The organism is Microbacterium sp. MYb54, from assembly GCF_002979515.1.
In the GTDB taxonomy this organism is placed as follows: Bacteria; Actinomycetota; Actinomycetes; order Actinomycetales; family Microbacteriaceae; genus Microbacterium.
The window spans coordinates 11,807-28,405 of sequence record NZ_PCPA01000024.1 but is presented as its reverse complement, the minus strand read 5'-3'; the positions used below and the strand labels follow the sequence as shown (position 1 = coordinate 28,405).

12 protein-coding genes are annotated in these 16,599 nt (G+C 68.6%); 5 read left to right on the top strand and 7 right to left on the bottom strand.

The window, feature by feature from the left end:
• Positions 1-6: 6 nt before the first annotated feature.
• Complete coding sequence (locus tag CQ040_RS17920) at positions 7-3,219, top strand: efflux RND transporter permease subunit (protein WP_105527519.1); 3,213 nt, start codon at positions 7-9, stop codon at positions 3,217-3,219.
• 78 nt (positions 3,220-3,297) lie between these two features.
• On the opposite strand, the gene CQ040_RS17915 is transcribed toward CQ040_RS17920, so the two are convergent.
• Positions 3,298-4,194 (bottom strand): aldose 1-epimerase family protein, encoded by an 897-nt coding sequence (locus CQ040_RS17915; protein WP_181156957.1) that lies wholly within the window; start codon positions 4,192-4,194, stop codon positions 3,298-3,300.
• A 258-nt stretch (positions 4,195-4,452) separates the two neighbouring features.
• On the opposite strand from CQ040_RS17915, the gene CQ040_RS17910 reads away from it, so the two are divergent.
• Positions 4,453-6,762, top strand: a complete 2,310-nt coding sequence (locus tag CQ040_RS17910) for a DEAD/DEAH box helicase (RefSeq protein WP_105527518.1) — start codon at positions 4,453-4,455, stop codon at positions 6,760-6,762.
• A 368-nt stretch (positions 6,763-7,130) separates the two neighbouring features.
• Here CQ040_RS17910 and CQ040_RS17905 read toward each other — a convergent pair whose 3' ends face one another.
• Positions 7,131-7,670 carry a YaeQ family protein gene (locus tag CQ040_RS17905; protein ID WP_105527517.1) on the bottom strand — a complete coding sequence of 180 codons (540 nt, stop codon included), beginning with the start codon at positions 7,668-7,670 and terminating at the stop codon, positions 7,131-7,133.
• A 46-nt stretch (positions 7,671-7,716) separates the two neighbouring features.
• Entirely contained in the window at positions 7,717-8,820 is a 1,104-nt protein-coding gene (locus CQ040_RS17900; protein WP_105527516.1) for an Rv2578c family radical SAM protein, read from the bottom strand.
• A gap of 74 nt (positions 8,821-8,894) precedes the next feature.
• Here CQ040_RS17900 and CQ040_RS17895 point away from each other — a divergent pair, with 74 nt between their 5' ends.
• The 3 genes from CQ040_RS17895 (at position 8,895) to CQ040_RS17885 (ending at position 12,371) form a co-directional block, all read left to right on the top strand.
• Positions 8,895-9,824, top strand: a complete 930-nt coding sequence (locus CQ040_RS17895) for a M15 family metallopeptidase (RefSeq protein ID WP_105527515.1) — start codon at positions 8,895-8,897, stop codon at positions 9,822-9,824.
• Positions 9,825-9,978: 154 nt separating this feature from the next.
• A complete protein-coding gene (locus CQ040_RS17890; RefSeq protein ID WP_105527514.1) occupies positions 9,979-11,142 on the top strand; it encodes an acyl-CoA dehydrogenase family protein in 1,164 nt (387 codons plus the stop codon).
• A gap of 110 nt (positions 11,143-11,252) precedes the next feature.
• Complete coding sequence (locus CQ040_RS17885) at positions 11,253-12,371, top strand: serine hydrolase (RefSeq protein WP_105527513.1); 1,119 nt, start codon at positions 11,253-11,255, stop codon at positions 12,369-12,371.
• A 76-nt stretch (positions 12,372-12,447) separates the two neighbouring features.
• Here CQ040_RS17885 and CQ040_RS17880 read toward each other — a convergent pair whose 3' ends face one another.
• Genes CQ040_RS17880 through CQ040_RS17865 form a run of 4 tightly spaced genes read right to left on the bottom strand, consistent with a single transcriptional unit; the run spans position 12,448 to position 16,475 of the window.
• Complete coding sequence (locus CQ040_RS17880) at positions 12,448-13,077, bottom strand: ECF transporter S component (protein WP_105527512.1); 630 nt, start codon at positions 13,075-13,077, stop codon at positions 12,448-12,450.
• Positions 13,074-13,949 (bottom strand): siderophore-interacting protein, encoded by an 876-nt coding sequence (locus tag CQ040_RS17875; RefSeq protein ID WP_105527511.1) that lies wholly within the window; start codon positions 13,947-13,949, stop codon positions 13,074-13,076. Before CQ040_RS17875 ends, CQ040_RS17880 begins: the two co-directional genes overlap by 4 nt.
• A 10-nt stretch (positions 13,950-13,959) precedes the next feature.
• Positions 13,960-14,778, bottom strand: coding sequence for an energy-coupling factor transporter transmembrane component T (locus CQ040_RS17870; RefSeq protein ID WP_105527510.1), 819 nt, complete (start codon positions 14,776-14,778; stop codon positions 13,960-13,962).
• The gene (locus CQ040_RS17865) at positions 14,775-16,475 is read right to left on the bottom strand and encodes an ABC transporter ATP-binding protein (RefSeq protein ID WP_105527509.1); all 1,701 of its coding nucleotides are present in this window, start codon (positions 16,473-16,475) and stop codon (positions 14,775-14,777) included. The genes CQ040_RS17870 and CQ040_RS17865 overlap by 4 nt, the downstream gene beginning before the upstream one ends.
• Positions 16,476-16,599: the final 124 nt, after the last annotated feature.

Below are 16,599 nucleotides of genomic sequence, written 5' to 3'. Positions count from 1 at the left end.
ACCGCCTTGTCGAAACTCGCCATCCTGAGCCTCAAGAACCGTGCGCTCATCGCTCTCATCACCATCGTCGCGGCGGTGTTCGGTGGGCTCGCGCTCACGAACCTCAAGCAGGAGCTGATCCCGTCGCTGGAGCTGCCGGCGCTCGTCGTCATGACGACCTACCCCGGCGCCTCTCCCGAGGTGGTCGAGAACGACGTGTCCACGCCGGTCGAGGCGGCGATCCAGGGTGTGCCTGGGCTGGAGTCGACCACCGCGACGAGCACCACGAACGCGTCGATCGTGCAGGCGATGTTCGCCTACGGCACGAATCTCGCCACGGCCGAGCAGAAGATCCAGCAGGCGATCAACCGCATCTCCTCACAGCTGCCGGAGGATGTGACCCCGCAGGTGCTGTCGGTGTCCATCGACGACTTCCCGGTGATCCAGGTCGCCGTCACAGGGTTCGAGGATGCCGACAACGCGCAGGCCGAACTCGAATCCGTCGCGATCCCCGAACTCGAAGACGTCGACGGTGTCAACGCGGCCGAGATCGTCGGTGGGGTGGGGCAGCGCATCAGCATCACGCCTGACGTGGCGAAACTCGCAGCCGCCGGCGAGAGCACGAAGGCGATCAGCGATGCGCTGGAGCAGAACGGCACGCTCTTCCCCGGCGGTGACATCACCCAGGACGGTCAGACGCTCACGGTGCAGACCGGAGCGAAGATCACGTCCGTCGAGGAGATCGCCGCGCTTCCGCTGGTCGGCACCGACGTCACCATCGGCGACGTGGCGACGGTCGTGCAAGAGTCCGACCCTGTCACCTCCATCTCGAGGGTCGACGGCAAGGACGCGCTCTCGATCTCGATCACCAAGCTTCCGGCCGCGAACACGGTCGAGGTGTCGAACGGCGTCATCGCCGCCCTCGACACGATCGGCAAGGCCTTCCCCGACGCCGAATTCACGGTGATCTTCGACCAGGCGCCGTTCATCGTGCAGTCGATCGAGACGCTGGCCACCGAGGGTCTGCTCGGGCTGGTGTTCGCGGTGCTCGTGATCCTGCTGTTCCTGCTGTCGGTCCGTTCGACGCTCGTGACTGCGATCTCGATCCCGACCAGCGTGCTGATCACGTTCATCGGGCTGCAGGCGTTCGGCTACTCGCTCAACGTGCTCACTCTCGGCGCGCTCACGATCGCGATCGGTCGAGTGGTCGACGACTCCATCGTCGTGATCGAGAACATCAAGCGACATTACGTCGGTGACGCCGACAAGGGCGATGCGATCCGTCTCGCCGTGCGCGAGGTCGCCATGGCCATCACCGCATCGACCATCACCACGGTCGCGGTGTTCCTGCCGATCATGTTCGTCGGCGACATGGTCGGGGAGCTGTTCCGTCCGTTCGCCATGACCGTGACCATCGCCATGGTCGCCTCGCTCCTGGTCGCCCTCACGATCGTGCCGGTGCTGGCGTACTGGTTCCTCAAGCCCGGCAAGCCCCTGCTCGACGAGCACGGCAACGCGATCGACCCCGAGCACCCTGACGCCCCGCCCACGTGGCTGCAGCGGCAGTACCGTCCGATCCTGGGGTGGACGCTCAAGCACTCCGGCATCACGGTGATCCTTGCGGTCGTCGTGCTCGGCGCCACGCTCGCCGCTGCGCCGCTGATGAAGGTCAACTTCCTCGGCGACTCGGGTCAGAACACCATGACCATCACGCAGGACCTCGGCCCGACGGCGAGCCTGCAGGCGAAGTCGGATGCCGCGGTCGCCGTGGAAGACGCACTGCTCGACGTCGACGGCATCGAGCACGTGCAGGCGTCGATCGGCACCAGCGGCTCGGCCCTCAGCGACGCCTTCTCCGGCGGTGCGGGCGTCACGTACTCCGTGCTGACCGATTCCGGTGCCGACCAGGAGAAGCTCCGCGCCGATGTGCAGGATGCGATCGACGGCCTCGGCGACGAGGTGGGCGACGTGGCCGTGTCGGCATCGGCCGGCTTCGGATCCAGCGACATCGAGATCACGGTCAGCGCGTCGAACGCCGACGACCTCCAGACCGCGACGGATTCTCTCGTCAAGGAGCTCGACGGGCGCGATGGTGTGGGCCAGGTCACCGACAACCTCGCGGCTTCGCTGCCGTACATCGCCGTCGTGGTCAACCGGGAAGCCGCCGCCGAGCGCGGACTCTCCGAGGTCGCAGTCGGTTCGATCGTCTCCGGCACCATGCGCCCGCAGCAGGCCGGCTCGGTCGAGATCGACGACACCGCGCTGACCGTCTACATCGTCACCCCGAACCCGCCGACCACGGTCGAAGCGCTCAAGGAGCTCTCGATCCCGACTCCGGCCGGCATCGTGCAGCTGCAGGACATCGCGACCGTCGAGCAGCAGAACGGACCCACCTCGATCACCACCGAGCAGGGGCGTCGCACCTCGACCATCACGGTGCCCCCGGCATCCGACAACCTGGCAACGGCCACGCAGTCGGTGAACGAAGCGCTCGCGGCGGTCGACCTGCCGGACGGCGCATCCGCAGAGGTCGGCGGTGTCGCGTCGCAGCAGGCTGACTCGTTCTCGCAGCTCGGCCTCGCGATGCTCGCGGCCATCCTGATCGTGTACGTGGTCATGGTCGCGACGTTCAAGTCGCTGCGCCAGCCGCTGCTGCTGCTCGTGTCGGTGCCGTTCGCGGCGACCGGTGCGATCCTGCTGCAGATCGCGACGGGCGTGCCGCTCGGTGTCGCGTCGCTGATCGGTGTGCTGATGCTCATCGGCATCGTGGTGACGAACGCGATCGTTCTCGTCGACCTCGTGAACCAGTATCGGGAGAAGGGTCTGTCGACCATCGAGGCGGTCAAGGCCGGTGGCGAGAAGCGTCTGCGGCCGATCCTGATGACCGCGCTCGCGACGATCCTCGCGCTCACTCCGATGGCCCTCGGCATCACGGGCCACGGCGGGTTCATCTCGCAGCCGCTCGCGATCGTCGTGATCGGCGGGCTGATCTCCTCGACCGTGCTGACACTGATCGTGCTGCCGACGCTGTACAACCTCGTCGAAGGCGCCAAGGAGCGGCGTGCAGCGCGCAAGGCCGGTGGCTCGGGTGCCGGCGAGACGCCGAAGCCGGATGCCCCGGTCGGCCCTACTGTGTCCGGTGCCGCCGTGGCGTCGGCTCAGCCGGTGCTGATTGACGCCTCGGGGCTGCCGCATGCCCCGCAGCTCACGCGGCGCGAGCTCCGCGACCGCGGGGAGTAGCCGCACGCTGCGTCGAATCGCGCGAATGGCCCCTTTCTGGAAGGAAATGGGGCCATTTGCGCGATTCGAAGGAGAGTGTCAGCTCAGCGTGATGCCCCAGTGCAGGGTCCAGGTCTCGTCGGGGGCCAGGCGCCGGATGCCGAGGCCGCTGTTGAGCGCATCGGCCGGCGCGGTCATCGGCTCGATCGCCACCGCGAGGGTCTGCCCCGGATAGGCGGGCGTCGTGTACACCTGCACATAGTCGAAACCCTCACCCTGCCAGAGCGTGACCCGGCGGCCATCAGGCGCGGTGAGCGAGTGCCGCACGAGCCCGTCGGCGTCGCGCGCGAGCACGGTGAATCCGGTGTCGAGCTCGATGTCGCCCAGGCGCACGCCGGCACGCAGCGCTGCATCGGCCGGACGGGTGCCGGTCGGCAGCATCCGCTCGTCGGTCTCGAACGCGGTCTCAGCGGGCACCTGCAGCACCAGGTCGTGCGGATCGACGTCGCCGATCGTGACGAAGGGATGCGTGCCGAGGGCGACAGGTGCAGGCTTCGGCGAACGGTTCGTGAGCGAATGTGCGACATCGATACCGTCGGCCGTCAGGGTGTACGTGACCGAGGTCTCGATCAGGTACGGGTAGCCGGTCTGCGGCACGATCGTCGCCCGCAGCACGGCTGCTGTCTCGGTCTGAGCGATCTCGTAGGCGCTGAAGCGCAGCAGTCCGTGGCTGGCGTTGTGGAGCTTCGGCTCGGTGATCGCGAGCTGTCTGGTGGTGCCGGCGTCGTCCCACTCGCCATCGCGCACCCGGTTGGGCCACGGCGCGAGCACGACACCGGAGCAGGCGGGCGTCGCGGAGTCCGCGGGATAAGGCGGGACGAGGTCGACACCCCCGATGCGCAGGGCGCGCAGCGATGCGCCGACCTGTGCGATCTGCGCGGTGACGTCGCCGAGCTGCAGGACGATCTGGGTACCGGTGGGGGAGACGGAGATCACTCCATCAGCGTAGGGGCTGGGCACTCTCTCAGGTGCGTCGGCTACACTTGTGCGGTCGGCTTCGGACACCCGCGCAAGGCGCGGACGTTTTATGTGTGTGAAGTGTGAGTCCAGGGGCCGATGGTGAGCGTCCATCGACGCACATGAACCATCACATGAATAGCCCCGGCTCGTCCCAACCGGCCCCCTGAGCAAAGCTCACGGTGCGCCTGTGCGCGCAGTGCTGTTCTCGTGCGAGAACGAAAGCAGATACCCCCCATGCCGAAGAGCAAGAAGCCCCAGGGCGGTCGACCCGCCCGCAATTTCGAGCCGCGATACGGCGCGAACAAGACTTCCTTCCACGACCGTCACCACGGTGCGCCTGCCCGTGACGGTGCGCGCGACGAGCGCGGTGGACGATCGGATGCCGGTGACCGCCGTGCAGCCCCCGCAGCCGGCGGCTACGACCGTCGTCCTGGCAGCCGCAGCGCGAGCCACCGCGGATACCGTCCGGCCGAGGCCGAGACGGGTGCCCCCAAGCAGCGTTGGAACGCGCAGGAGCGCGCCGGCCGTGACGAGGCCCGCGGCATCCGCAACCGTGCAGAGTCCGGACGCCGCGAGGCTCCGCACCACCGCAGCGACGAGCGCACCGAGCGCCCGCGCTTCAACGACCGCCCCTCCACCGGTGCGCGCCGCTTCGACGAGCGCCCGGCCCGTTCGGGTGGCCGTGATGAGCGTCCCCGTTCCTTCGACCGCGGCGCCGAGCGTCCTCGCTTCGACCGCGATGACCGCCCGCGTCGTGACGACCGTGGCGGCCAGCGGCCGACCGGCCCCGGCACCTACCGCGACGAGCGCGGTGGCCAGCGCGACGAGCGTCCGCGCCGTGACGACCGCGGTGCTGGCACCCAGCGTCAGGGCTTCCGCGACAACGACCACCGTGACGGTGGACGCCCCGTGCGCGACGACCGTCGTGGTCAGCGTCCCTCGGGCGCCGGTGGATACCGTGACGACCGTGGCGGACAGCGCTTCGACCGTGACGAGCGTCCGCGTCGTGACGACCGTGGCGCCGGCGCACCGAGCCGTGGCGCAGACCGTCCGGAGCGTTCGTTCGACGCCGACCGCGCCCGCCGTGCTTTCGACCGCGATCGCACGCAGCGCTCCTTCGAGGGCGGCCGCGACGAGCGTTCGCGCCCGTCGACCGGTGGCGCGTACCGCACCGAGCGTCCCCGTCCGCTGACCTCCGACACCCGCGGTCGCCCGGCCCGCAACGAGCGTCCGAGCCGCAACGACTGGAACGCCACCAGCCGTCCCGCCTCGACCGGAGCGAAGTTCGCACCCGGTGACGACGTCGTGCACGAGCGCCTCGAGGCGAAGTCCGTCGCGGCCGTCGAGGTCGATGGCGTGACGTTCGGCGACCTCGGTCTCGGCTCCAACATCGTCGAGACCCTCGTCGGAATGGGCGCCGCTTCGCCGTTCGCGATCCAGGCCGCCAGCATCCCGGCCGTCCTCGCAGGACGCGACGTGCTCGCCCGCGGCCGCACCGGCTCCGGCAAGACCATCGCCTTCGGCGCCCCGCTCGTCGAGCGCGTGCTGCAGTCGCAGGCCGGCAAGCGCCGCGAGTTCGGTCGGTCGCCGCGCGCGATCATCCTCGCCCCGACGCGTGAGCTCGCGCTGCAGATCGACCGCACCATCCAGCCGATCGCCCGCAGCGTCGGCCTGTTCACCACGCAGATCTACGGTGGTGTGCCGCAGGGTCGTCAGGTCGGTGCGCTCAAGAAGGGCGTCGACATCGTGATCGGCACCCCCGGCCGCGTCGAGGACCTCATCAACCAGGGCAAGCTCGACCTCTCGGACTGCCGCATCGCGGTGCTCGACGAGGCCGACCACATGTGCGAGCTCGGATTCGTCGAGCCCGTGCAGCGCATCCTGCGCCACACGGCAGACGGCAGCCAGAAGCTGCTGTTCTCGGCCACGCTCGACCGTGAGGTCGCGGCGCTCGTCGACGAGTTCCTCGTCGACCCGGCCGTCTACGAGGTCGCCGGTGAAGACCAGGACTCCAGCACGATCGAGCACCGCGTGCTCGTGATCGAGCACCGCGACAAGGCCGACATCCTCACCTCGCTCGTCGACCGTGCAGGCAAGACTCTGGTCTTCGCTCGCACCCGTGCCTACGCCGACATGCTCGCAGAGCAGTTCGACGATGCCGGCATCCCGGCCGTCTCGCTGCACGGTGACCTGAACCAGGCCAAGCGCACGCGCAACCTCGAGCGTCTGACTTCGGGCCGCGTGAGCGTGCTCGTGGCCACCGATGTCGCAGCCCGCGGCATCCACGTCGACGACATCGACCTGGTCGTCCAGGCCGACGCCCCCGACGAGTACAAGACGTACCTGCACCGTTCGGGTCGCACAGGTCGCGCAGGCCGCTCGGGTCGTGTCGTCACGCTGATCACGCGTCAGCGCCAGCGTCGCATGACCGAACTGCTCGAGCGTGCCGAGATCGACGCACCGTTCGAGAATGCGCGTCTCGACGACGACGTGATCGAGGAGATCGCCGGTCGCGTGCCGACCGCGGCCGACCTGACTGCCTGAGCGCTCTCGTGATGAAGGCCCCGTCCGCTTCTGCGGACGGGGCCTTTCGCGTCCCCCGCGCGCCCTCGCGTCGAGGTCCCCCCGCCTCTGACCGCCGTCGAGTGCACGGCTTGCCGTCGAGTGCACGGGATGTGTGCGTGCGGAAGCCGTGCGCTCGGCGAGAAGCCGTGCACTCGGTAAGTTCCCGCGCTCCGGTGGCGCTGCATCCACCGCAGCGCTGCTGCAGTCCCGTGCATTCGCCGCAGTCGCGGGTGCACGGCTTGCCGTCGAGTGCACGGGATGTGTGCGTGCGGAAGCCGTGCGTTCGGCGAGAAGCCGTGCACTCGGCGGAGGTAGCGGCGCGACGCGGACGCGGACGCGGGCGCGGGTCAGGCCAGCTCGTGCACGTGCACGGCGGAGGTCAGGTTCGTGCCGTTGAGGTCGAGGTAGATCACGCTCTCGGTCACGGTGAGGGTCATCGTGTTGCGGCGCTCGATCAGTGCGGCCGCGGTCTCGATGAACCCGGGGTCGAAGCTGTAGACGCGGATGTCCTCGCGGCGGTGGATGCGCTTGTCGGTCCACTGCGCCATCACCTTGGCGGGGTCGCGGTGGGTGTAGACCACGGTGCGTTCGGCGAGCCTGCTGCCGTAGTGCAGTCGCTCGGCGTCGGGCGCCCCGATCTCGACCCAGGCCGTGATGAGTCCGGTGAGGTCGCGCACGAGAACCGCGGGTTCTTCGGTCGACGAGATGCTGCCGCCGAACGCGATTCCCTCGGCGAACTCGAGCCCGTAGGCCAGCACGCGGGTGAGCATGTAGGCATCGGTCTCGGACGGATGCCGCGCCACGCGCAGCGAGTAGTCCTCGTAGACGCCGCGATCGGTGTCAGCGAGCTGCACTTCGAATGTGTGGACTGTGGAACCGATCGCCATGATCCCCGAGCCTACGCGGCCGCGGGAGGGGAGCCCGACCGCCCGGTCAGAAGAGCATCGGCTGCGCGGGCGGTGCCTCGGCTCGGGCGCTGGGTGTGAATCTCACCGCTGCTGCCGCCGCTGCCGCGGTCGCCGCACTCGTCTGCACGTGGCCCTGCCCCGGTCGGAACCCGCGGCGGGAGTAGTCGTCTTCGTGGCGGCCGTCCAGTCCGTGCATGCGGATGAGTGGTCGGGTCCGCTTGGCGAGCCACTGCCGGTACCCCTTGGGTGCCTCGGCCGAAGCTCCCGGATACAGCCCCCGGTACGACGAGACGAGGTCGGGGCGATTCGCGTCGAGCCATTGGAAGAACCAGGGCTTCACACCCGGTCGCAGGTGCAGGGCTCCGTAGATGACGTTGCGCGCCCCCGCCTCTTTGATGCGCACGAGGGCGCTGTCGATCGCGGCGAGCGAGTCGGTCATATGAGGCATGATCGGCATGAGGAACACCGTCACGGGGAATCCGGCATCGGCCAGCGCCCGCACGGTGTCGAGCCGGGCCTGCGTCGTCGGCGCCCCGGGCTCGATCGCCTTCTGCAGCTCATCGTCGTACATCGCGATCGACATCTGCACGTCGATCGGCACCCGCTTCGCGGCCTTCACGAGCAGCGGGATGTCTCGGCGGATCAGCGTGCCCTTCGTGAGGATCGAGATCGGGGTGCCGGATGCCGCGAGCGTCTCGATGATGCCCGGCATGAGCTTGTAGCGCCCCTCGGCCCGCTGATACGGATCGGTGTTCGTGCCCAACGCCACGGTCTCGTGCTCCCAGCTGCCCTTGCGCAGCTCGCGTGCGAGCACCTCGACGACGTTCACCTTGACGACGATCTGCGAGTCGAAGTCGGACCCGCCGTCGAGGTCGAGGTACTCGTGCGTGCCGCGGGCGAAGCAGTAGACGCAGGCATGCGAGCATCCACGGTAGGGGTTGATCGTCCACGCGAACGGCATGCGGGAGGCGCCGGGAACATGATTCAGCGCCGACTTCGACAGCACCTCGTGGAACGTCATGCCCGCGAACTCGGGAGTCGTCACCGAGCGCAGCACGCTCGACCGGTCTTCCAGACCGGGCAGTGCCGCTGTGTCTGTCTCTCCGAGCTTCTGTCCTTGCCACCTCACTCGACCATTCGAACAGAAGGACGATGTTAACGCAAGCGAGTCTGCTACTTATCTTCGAATGAGAAGATGGACCAATGCCCTTCCTGCCGCACGCTCAGCATGCGGCTCCGCGGTCCCCGATCCGCGGACCCGCATTGCCGATCGGCGTCGCCCTGACCGCCATCGGGATCCTGCTCTCGGTCGGGTCAGGCCCGATGCCCTCCCCGGGTGCCGATCCGATGCCCGTGCCCGTAGCCGTCATGCAGGTGCCGTCGGTCAAGGTCGCTGCGACGACCGCGGCCGACCCGTGCGCCGAGCCGTCGGTGCAGCAGACGATCGCGAACGGTGACGATGCGGGCACGATCGCGGGGTTCGGAGGAGGGGCCGCCTTCCGCGAGGCGGTCGTCGCGGGCAATGCTCCGTGCATCTCACTCAACGATCCTGCGCGCCTCTGGGTCGTGGTGAACAAATCGCTGCCGTTGAACCCGCCCGAGTACGAACCGGCGAACCTCGCCTCGATACCGTTGCAGCTGACGACACCGTCGGGGCGGGTGCGCTCCGATGTCGCCGGTGCCGTCGGTCAGATGGCGGATGCTGCGGCTGCTGCCGGCGTGGGACGGATCGGCGCGAACAACGGCTACCGCTCCTACGGACTGCAGGTCACGACCTACGGCTCCCACGTGCGCTCGCAGGGGCAGGCGGATGCGGATGCGGGCTCCGCGCGTCCCGGTCACAGCGAGCACCAGACGGGTCTCGCGCTCGACGTGGTGGCGTGCGGCACGGGCTGCGGGGGCCTCGACGGCTTCGGCGGGACGGCGCAGAGCGATTGGGTCGCAGCTCACGCCTGGGAGTACGGATTCATCGTGCGCTACGAGCAGGTCGGCACCCCGGTCACGGGCTATGCCCCGGAGCCGTGGCACCTCCGCTACGTCGGAGTCGACCTCGCCGCGGCGTATCACGAGGGCGGATTCCACACGCTCGAGGAGTTCTTCGCGCTGCCTGCCGCCCCCGATTACTCGCACTGAATCGGGGGAGGAACGCCCCGGTTGCGGCATCCGACAACCGCGGTACCCAGTGTCACGGATTATGGGATGCATTCTCACAACGTCCTGTCCCCGACCTCCCCTGGCGACGTAGAATCACCGGAGCAATGATGCATGAGACGTTCAGGAGGACGGCATGGAACGCGACATCTATGACGAGGATCACGAGGCATTCCGAGACCTGGTCAAGGACTTCGTCAAGCGCCACGTGACGGGCGAGGCGATCGAGCGGTGGGATGCCGCGGGTGAGATCGACCGGGCGACCATGCTGGCTGCCGGCGAGTCGGGTCTGATTGGACTGTCGGTCCCCGAGGAGTTCGGTGGCGCCGGGATGCTGCAGGACTACCGCTTCCGCACGATCGTGATGGAAGAGGTCATCGCCGCAGGGGCCGGTTCGCTGGCCGGTGCCTTCGGCATCCAGGACGACCTGGCCGTGCCCTACCTCGTGCACATGGGGACGCAGGAGCAGAAGGAGAAGTGGCTGCCTCGCATGGCCACGGGCGAAGTGCTCGGCGCGCTCGCCATGACCGACCCGGGCGCGGGGTCTGATCTGCGTGGCATCAAGACCAGCGCCAAGAAGGTCGACGGCGGCTACATCCTCAACGGCGCGAAGACGTTCATCTCCTCGGGCACGACCGCCGACGTCGTGGTGACCTTCGTCAAGACCGGTGAGGGCAACCGTCCAGACGCGTTCAGCCTGCTGCTCGTCGAGAAGGGCATGGAGGGCTTCGACCAGGGCAAGAAGCTCAGCAAGATGGGCTTCCACGGCTGGGACACGGCCGAGCTCAGCTTCACCGACGTGTTCGTCCCCGACGAGAACCTCATCAGCGGCAAGGAGGGTCAGGGTTTCATCCAGCTGATGCTGAACCTGCCGCTCGAACGTCTCTCGATCGGTGTCGCCGCAGCCGCAGCCGCGCAGGCCGCTTTCGACTGGACCGTCGCCTACACGAAGGACCGCGAGGCGTTCGGCGAACGCATCGCCGACTTCCAGAACACCCGCTTCCGGCTCGCCGACATGGCGGCGACCACCGATGCGATGTGGGCATACATCGACCGCGCGCTGCTCGCCTACAAGAACAGCACGCTCACCGCCGAGGACGCCGCGAAGGTCAAGTTCTGGGCCACCGAGCGCGAGTGGGAGGTGCTCGACGTGGGCGTGCAGCTGCACGGTGGTTACGGGTACATCATGGAGTACCCGATCGCCCGCGCGTTCACCGATGCTCGGGTGCACCGTATCTACGGCGGCACGAACGAGATCATGCGCGATCTCGTCGGCCGTCAGATCGCCGGCAAGCGCTGACGCTCTGCTCTCGAGGAGGCCCCGGATGCATTTCCGGGGCCTCCTCTCGTCTCTGTCCGATCGCCATCGAGGCATGGACAGCGGTGCTGCCGCCCGGTTGAATCGAGGGCATGACGCCCACGCTCCCGCAGATCCTGGATGACCACGTCGCGCAGGGCACCGCACCCGGAATCGTCGGAGTGCGCGGCGCTCCAGGCGGGAGGGTCGAGGTCGTCACGTCCGGCGACCTGCCAGCGGATGCGATCGTGCGCATCCAGTCGATGACGAAGCCGATCCTCGCGGTCGCCGCCCTTCGGCTCGTGCAGGACGGACGCCTCGATCTCGACGATTCCGTGGAGAGGTGGCTGCCGGAGCTCGCCGACCGCCGGGTACTGCGCTCGCCGGATGCCGCGCTCGACGACGTCGAGCCAGCGAAGACACCGATCACGCTGCGGCACCTGCTCACCAACACCTCCGGGTACGGCGTGCAGGTCGTCCCGTCGCCGCTGGCGGAGGCGATGATCGCGAACCGGACGGCCGCGGGACAGGAGCCGGTCGCGATGGGGGCTCAGGAGTGGCTGGATGCGCTCGCCGCTTTGCCGCTCGCGTTCCAGCCCGGCACCGGCTGGCGATACCACCACTCCTTCGGCATCCTCGGCATCCTGCTCTCGCGAGTGGTCGACGGGGAGCTGGAGGAGCACCTGCAACGCGATCTCCTCGGTCCGCTCGGCATGGTCGACACCGGGTACACGGTGCCCCTCGAACAGGCGCACCGGCTGCCCGCCGCCTATCGCCACGATGGCGGGACGCTGGTCGAGATCGAGCCGGCCGCCGGAGGGTTCTCCGTCGCGCCCGCTCCGTTCGACCTCAGCCACTCGGAGCTCGTCTCGACCGCTGCCGACTATGCCGCCTTCGCAGGGATGCTGGCCGCAGGAGGACGGCACGACGGGAACGTCATCGTCGCCCCCGAGCTGCTCGCACTGCTGCGCTCCGACCAGGTGCCGTCCACTGCGAAGACCGATGACAGCTTCTTCCCGGGATTCTGGGAGGGCACGGGGTGGGGATTCGGCGTCGCGGTTCAGACCGAGGGCGAGCACGCCGGCCGCTACGGCTGGTCGGGTGGGCTGGGGACGGACTTCTGGATCGACCCCGACGGCTCCTTCGGGATCGTGCTGAGTCAGGTCGAGATGGGCCCGGAGGTCATGGGGCTGTTCGCCGACGCGCAGGACAGTCGTCTCGCGGAGGCCTGAGAAACGGCGTTCGACGGCCTGACCTCAGGGTGACAGACGTCGATCTCGCTCTGAAGAGACGACGGGGCCTCAGGTGTCAGCGGCGTCCGCCGACACCGGCCTTCCGGAGGCGGTCAGCGATCAGGATGCCGAGGGCCGTGGCACCGACGCAGCTGGCCATCGTCACGGCGAAGAACGCGATCTGGGCGAAGAGCGACATCGACCCCAAGTCGAACCACGCCCAGGCCGAGATCGGATACACGATGCCCACCGCGACAGCACCGAGATAGTGCATCCACGTGCCCCAGTAGCGCCAGAGCACGAACAGGAACGGCAGCTCGGTGAAAGCCGCCCACCAGAGGTTGGTCAGCACGCTGCGGAAGCCGTATCCGGAGAACGGCACCAGTACGAGTCCGGCGATCAGAGCCACCAGCAGCCCGACGAGCGGACGACGCAGCAGTCGCAGCGCGATCACCGATGGCAGCAGCCAGAGGCCGGCGAGCGCCATGCCGACGAAGGGCAGCGGGCCTGTCAGCAGGGTCGAGAACCAGTTCATCGGCGCGAGCAGCGCCGCTCCGGCGACGCCGAGCGCCGCACAGGTCAGCAGGATGGCGGTGGGGAAGCGCAACCGTCGACCGGCGTCGGACGCGCTACCTCCGGTGGCTGCGGGAGCGTCTCCTGCTGGGTCCGTGGAGGCGAGCCCGTCGGCTGCATCCGTGCCGCTCATGCGAGGGGCTCCGCAGCGCTCTCGCGAGCGGCCTTCGACGCGGGGGAGGCCGCGCCGATCTTCCAGTATCCGCAGAAGCTCACGGCGTTCTTGTCCACCCCGCGCTCGCCGACGAGGTGCTTGCGGACGCCCGATGCCAGCGCCTGCTCGCCCGCCGCATACGCATGGAAGGGCGCATCCGGCAGTTCGGTGCCCCCCAGCACCTCCAGCGCGAAGATGCCGGGCGCGACGTCGTGAGGGCGCACGATCCACGCGACCTCCGGGCCGGATGGATGCGAGAACTCGAGCGCGTCCTCTTCGCTCGGCACCTCGATGATCACGCTGCCGACGGCATCCGTGGGCAGCGATGCGCAGATCGAGGCGATCGCCGGCAGTGCCGTCTCGTCGCCGACCAGCAGGACGCGGTCAGTGCCGCGCTGCGGATTGAACGTGAGTCCTTCATCGATGATGAGCACGTGCTCGCCGGGCTGGCACGTCTCGGCCCACCGCGACGCCGGACCTGCCGTGCCGTCGGCTGCCGAGCCGTGCAGCACGAAGTCCACGTCGATCTCGGCACCGGCATCCGCGGTCGCCGCACGATAGGCGCGCACGCTGTAGTTGCGCATCACCGGCCGCTCGCCGTCGGGGATGCGCAGGAACTTCAGATACCCGAACATCTTGTTCGCCTTCGCGGGCACCCGATCCAGGCCCGCGTCACCGCCGATCGGCAGGAACAGTCGGAACCATTGATCGAACCCCATCGGGTGGAACTTCTCGATCTCGCCACCGCCGAGCGTCACCCTGATCCAGTGCGCCGACAGTCGTTCCGTGCGCAGCACCACCAGGTGGATGAGCTCGGTCGTCTCGGGCTTGACCATCTTGCTGAATGCCATCGGGTGCCTTTCAGGGAAGCTGCCAGGGGAAGAACGCGACGAAGATGGCAGCGGAGGCCAGCAGCGTCGCGACGGTGAAGACGGTGTCCCGGGTGCGGAACGGAACGAGATGCCGCTCGGTGCGGGTCGAGTGGGCGCCGAAGGCGCGGGAGTCCATCGCCAGAGCGACGCGTTCGGCATGCCGGATGGCTCCGGCGAGGAGCGGCACGATGTACCCCCACCCGCGGGCGATGCGCGCGAAGGGCCCGCGTCCGCCGTGGTAGCCGCGCACGCGGTGGGCGGCACGGATCACCGCGAGCTCGTGCCCGAACCGCGGCACGAATCGGAATGCCGCGAGCGCCGTGTAGCCGATGCGGTAGGGCACCCGCAGCTGCTGAACGCTGGCCCGCACGAGGTCGGGCCCGCTGGTGGTGAGCCCGCCGACGAGCGCGAGGGCGATGATCGAGCCGAGCCGCAGTGCGGTCGCGAAACCGATCAGCAGAGCCCCGCTGTAGATCGTCCAGTCGCCGATCTGCACGACCGGTGCGCTGCCGTCGACGAGCGCGGTATTGACCCACAGGGAGAAGCCCACGCCGATCAGCAGCATCCCCGCCGGGAGTCCGAGCAGCAGCAGGGCGAGGAGTCGCCCCGTGAGTCGCGCGCCGACGAGGATCAGGGCGTAGGCGAGCACGAGGAACGCCGTCGGAGTCGACAGATCTCGAACGAAGACGAGCAGCAGCATCGCCGGCACGAAGCCTGCAACCTTCGCGAGTGGGTTCAAGGAGTAGAGGAACTGTCGTCGCGACGTCACCGTCATCCGTGCGTACGGGTCGAACACGGTGGCCGTCATGAGGTCACCCCGAGCCCGGCGGAGGCCAGCACTCGCTGCAATGCCGGCAGACGCAGCCCCGCATCTGCGAACAGCTGCTCGTCCTGGAACAGGGAGGCGGTGGGGCCGACCGCGCGCACGCGTCCGTCGGCGAGCACCACGACATGGGTGGTGTGTTCGGCGACGAGCTGGAGGTCGTGGGTGACGATCACGATCGTCGTGCCCTCGGCGCGCAGGTTCCGCAGCAGATCGAGGAGTTCGGCTGCCCTCGCGCGGTCCTGCCCGAACGTGGGTTCGTCGAGGGCGAGCACCCGCGGCCGGGTGATCAGGGCTGTGCCCACCGACAGACGTCGCTTCTCGCCGCCGGAAAGGAGGAACGGGTGCACGTCCGCCTTGTGATCGAGTCCGAAGCGGGTGAGCATCTCGTCGACACGCGTCGAGATCTCGGCATCCGGCACATGACGCAGCCGCAGACCGTGCGCGAGCTCGTCGAACACGGTCGCAGCGATGAACTGATGCTCCGGGTTCTGGAAGACGAAACCGATGCGTGCGGCGAGGTCGCGGGGCGAGGCCGTTCCCGGGTCGATGCCGTCGACGGACACCTGGCCACGTGGCGGCGGTACGACGCCCGCGAGTGCTTGGATCAGAGTCGTCTTCCCCGCACCGTTCGCGCCGACGATCGCGGTGAGACTGCCGGCTTCGAGATCGAGGTCGATGCCGTGCAGGATCTCGGTGCGACGCCGACGGACGATCAGCCCGCGGGCCCGGATGATCGGCTCACCATGTTTCGTCTCGTCGTCGCGTTCCCGGCCCGACGACGGGACATCTTCGGGCGTCGAGCGAGCGGCGCGAGACGAGACGTCTTCCTGCTCGAGAGCATGGCCGAGCTCCTGCGGCGTCAACGGCAACGGCACGAGGGAGAGTCCCTGATCCCGAAGACGGAGGGCCGCCAGCGTCGCTGCCGGAAGACACACGCCCATCCGCACCAGCTCATCAGCGTGCTCTCGGATCACCTCGGCCGCTGGTCCGTCGAAGACGACTCGGCCCTCGCGGTCGAGCACGATCGTCCGGGTGACGAAGTCCATCGCCGCATCGAGGTTGTGCTCGACGAGCAGGATGGCACGGTCGCCGGTGGCGACGACCTCGGCGAGCGCGGCGTAGACGTCGTCGATGCCCTGGGGGTCGAGGTTGGCCGTCGGCTCATCGAGCACGATCAGCGGAGAGCCCATCGCGAGCGCGCACGCGATCGCGAGTCGCTGCCGTCCGCCGCCGGACAGGTGGTCGGGGTTCTCGTCTCGTCGTTCCCAGAGTCCGACCCGGCGCAGCGCCTCCTCGACACGACTCTGGACGACGTCGAGCGGCAGCAGCAGGTTCTCAGGGCCGAACGCGACCTCGTCGTAGATGCTGCCGGTGACGATCTGCGCATCCGGGTCTTGGAACACCATCGCGACCTGCGTGCTCAGCGTGGCCGTCTGCGCGCTCGCCGTGTCGATGCCGCCGGCCTCGACCGTGCCGACCATGCTCGCGGGCAGGGCGTGCGGAATCAACCCGTTGAGCGCGAGAGTGAGGGTCGACTTGCCGGAACCGGAAGGCCCGAGCAGCAGAACGACTTCGCCGGCATCGATGTCGAACGTCACGTCGCGAGGCGAGGGGTGCGCGGCATCGGCGTGGGTGAGAGAGAGCTCACGCACGCGGAGCAGGGGCGCGGATGGGCGCACGGCGGAGTCCCGGGTCGGCGGATCGTACCCCTCTAACTTAGCTGAGCCTTACCTGATTCGCCACGCGTGAAGAAAGACCTCTGTGGGATGACGACGGTCATCCTGCCGAGGGACGCACCGTGGC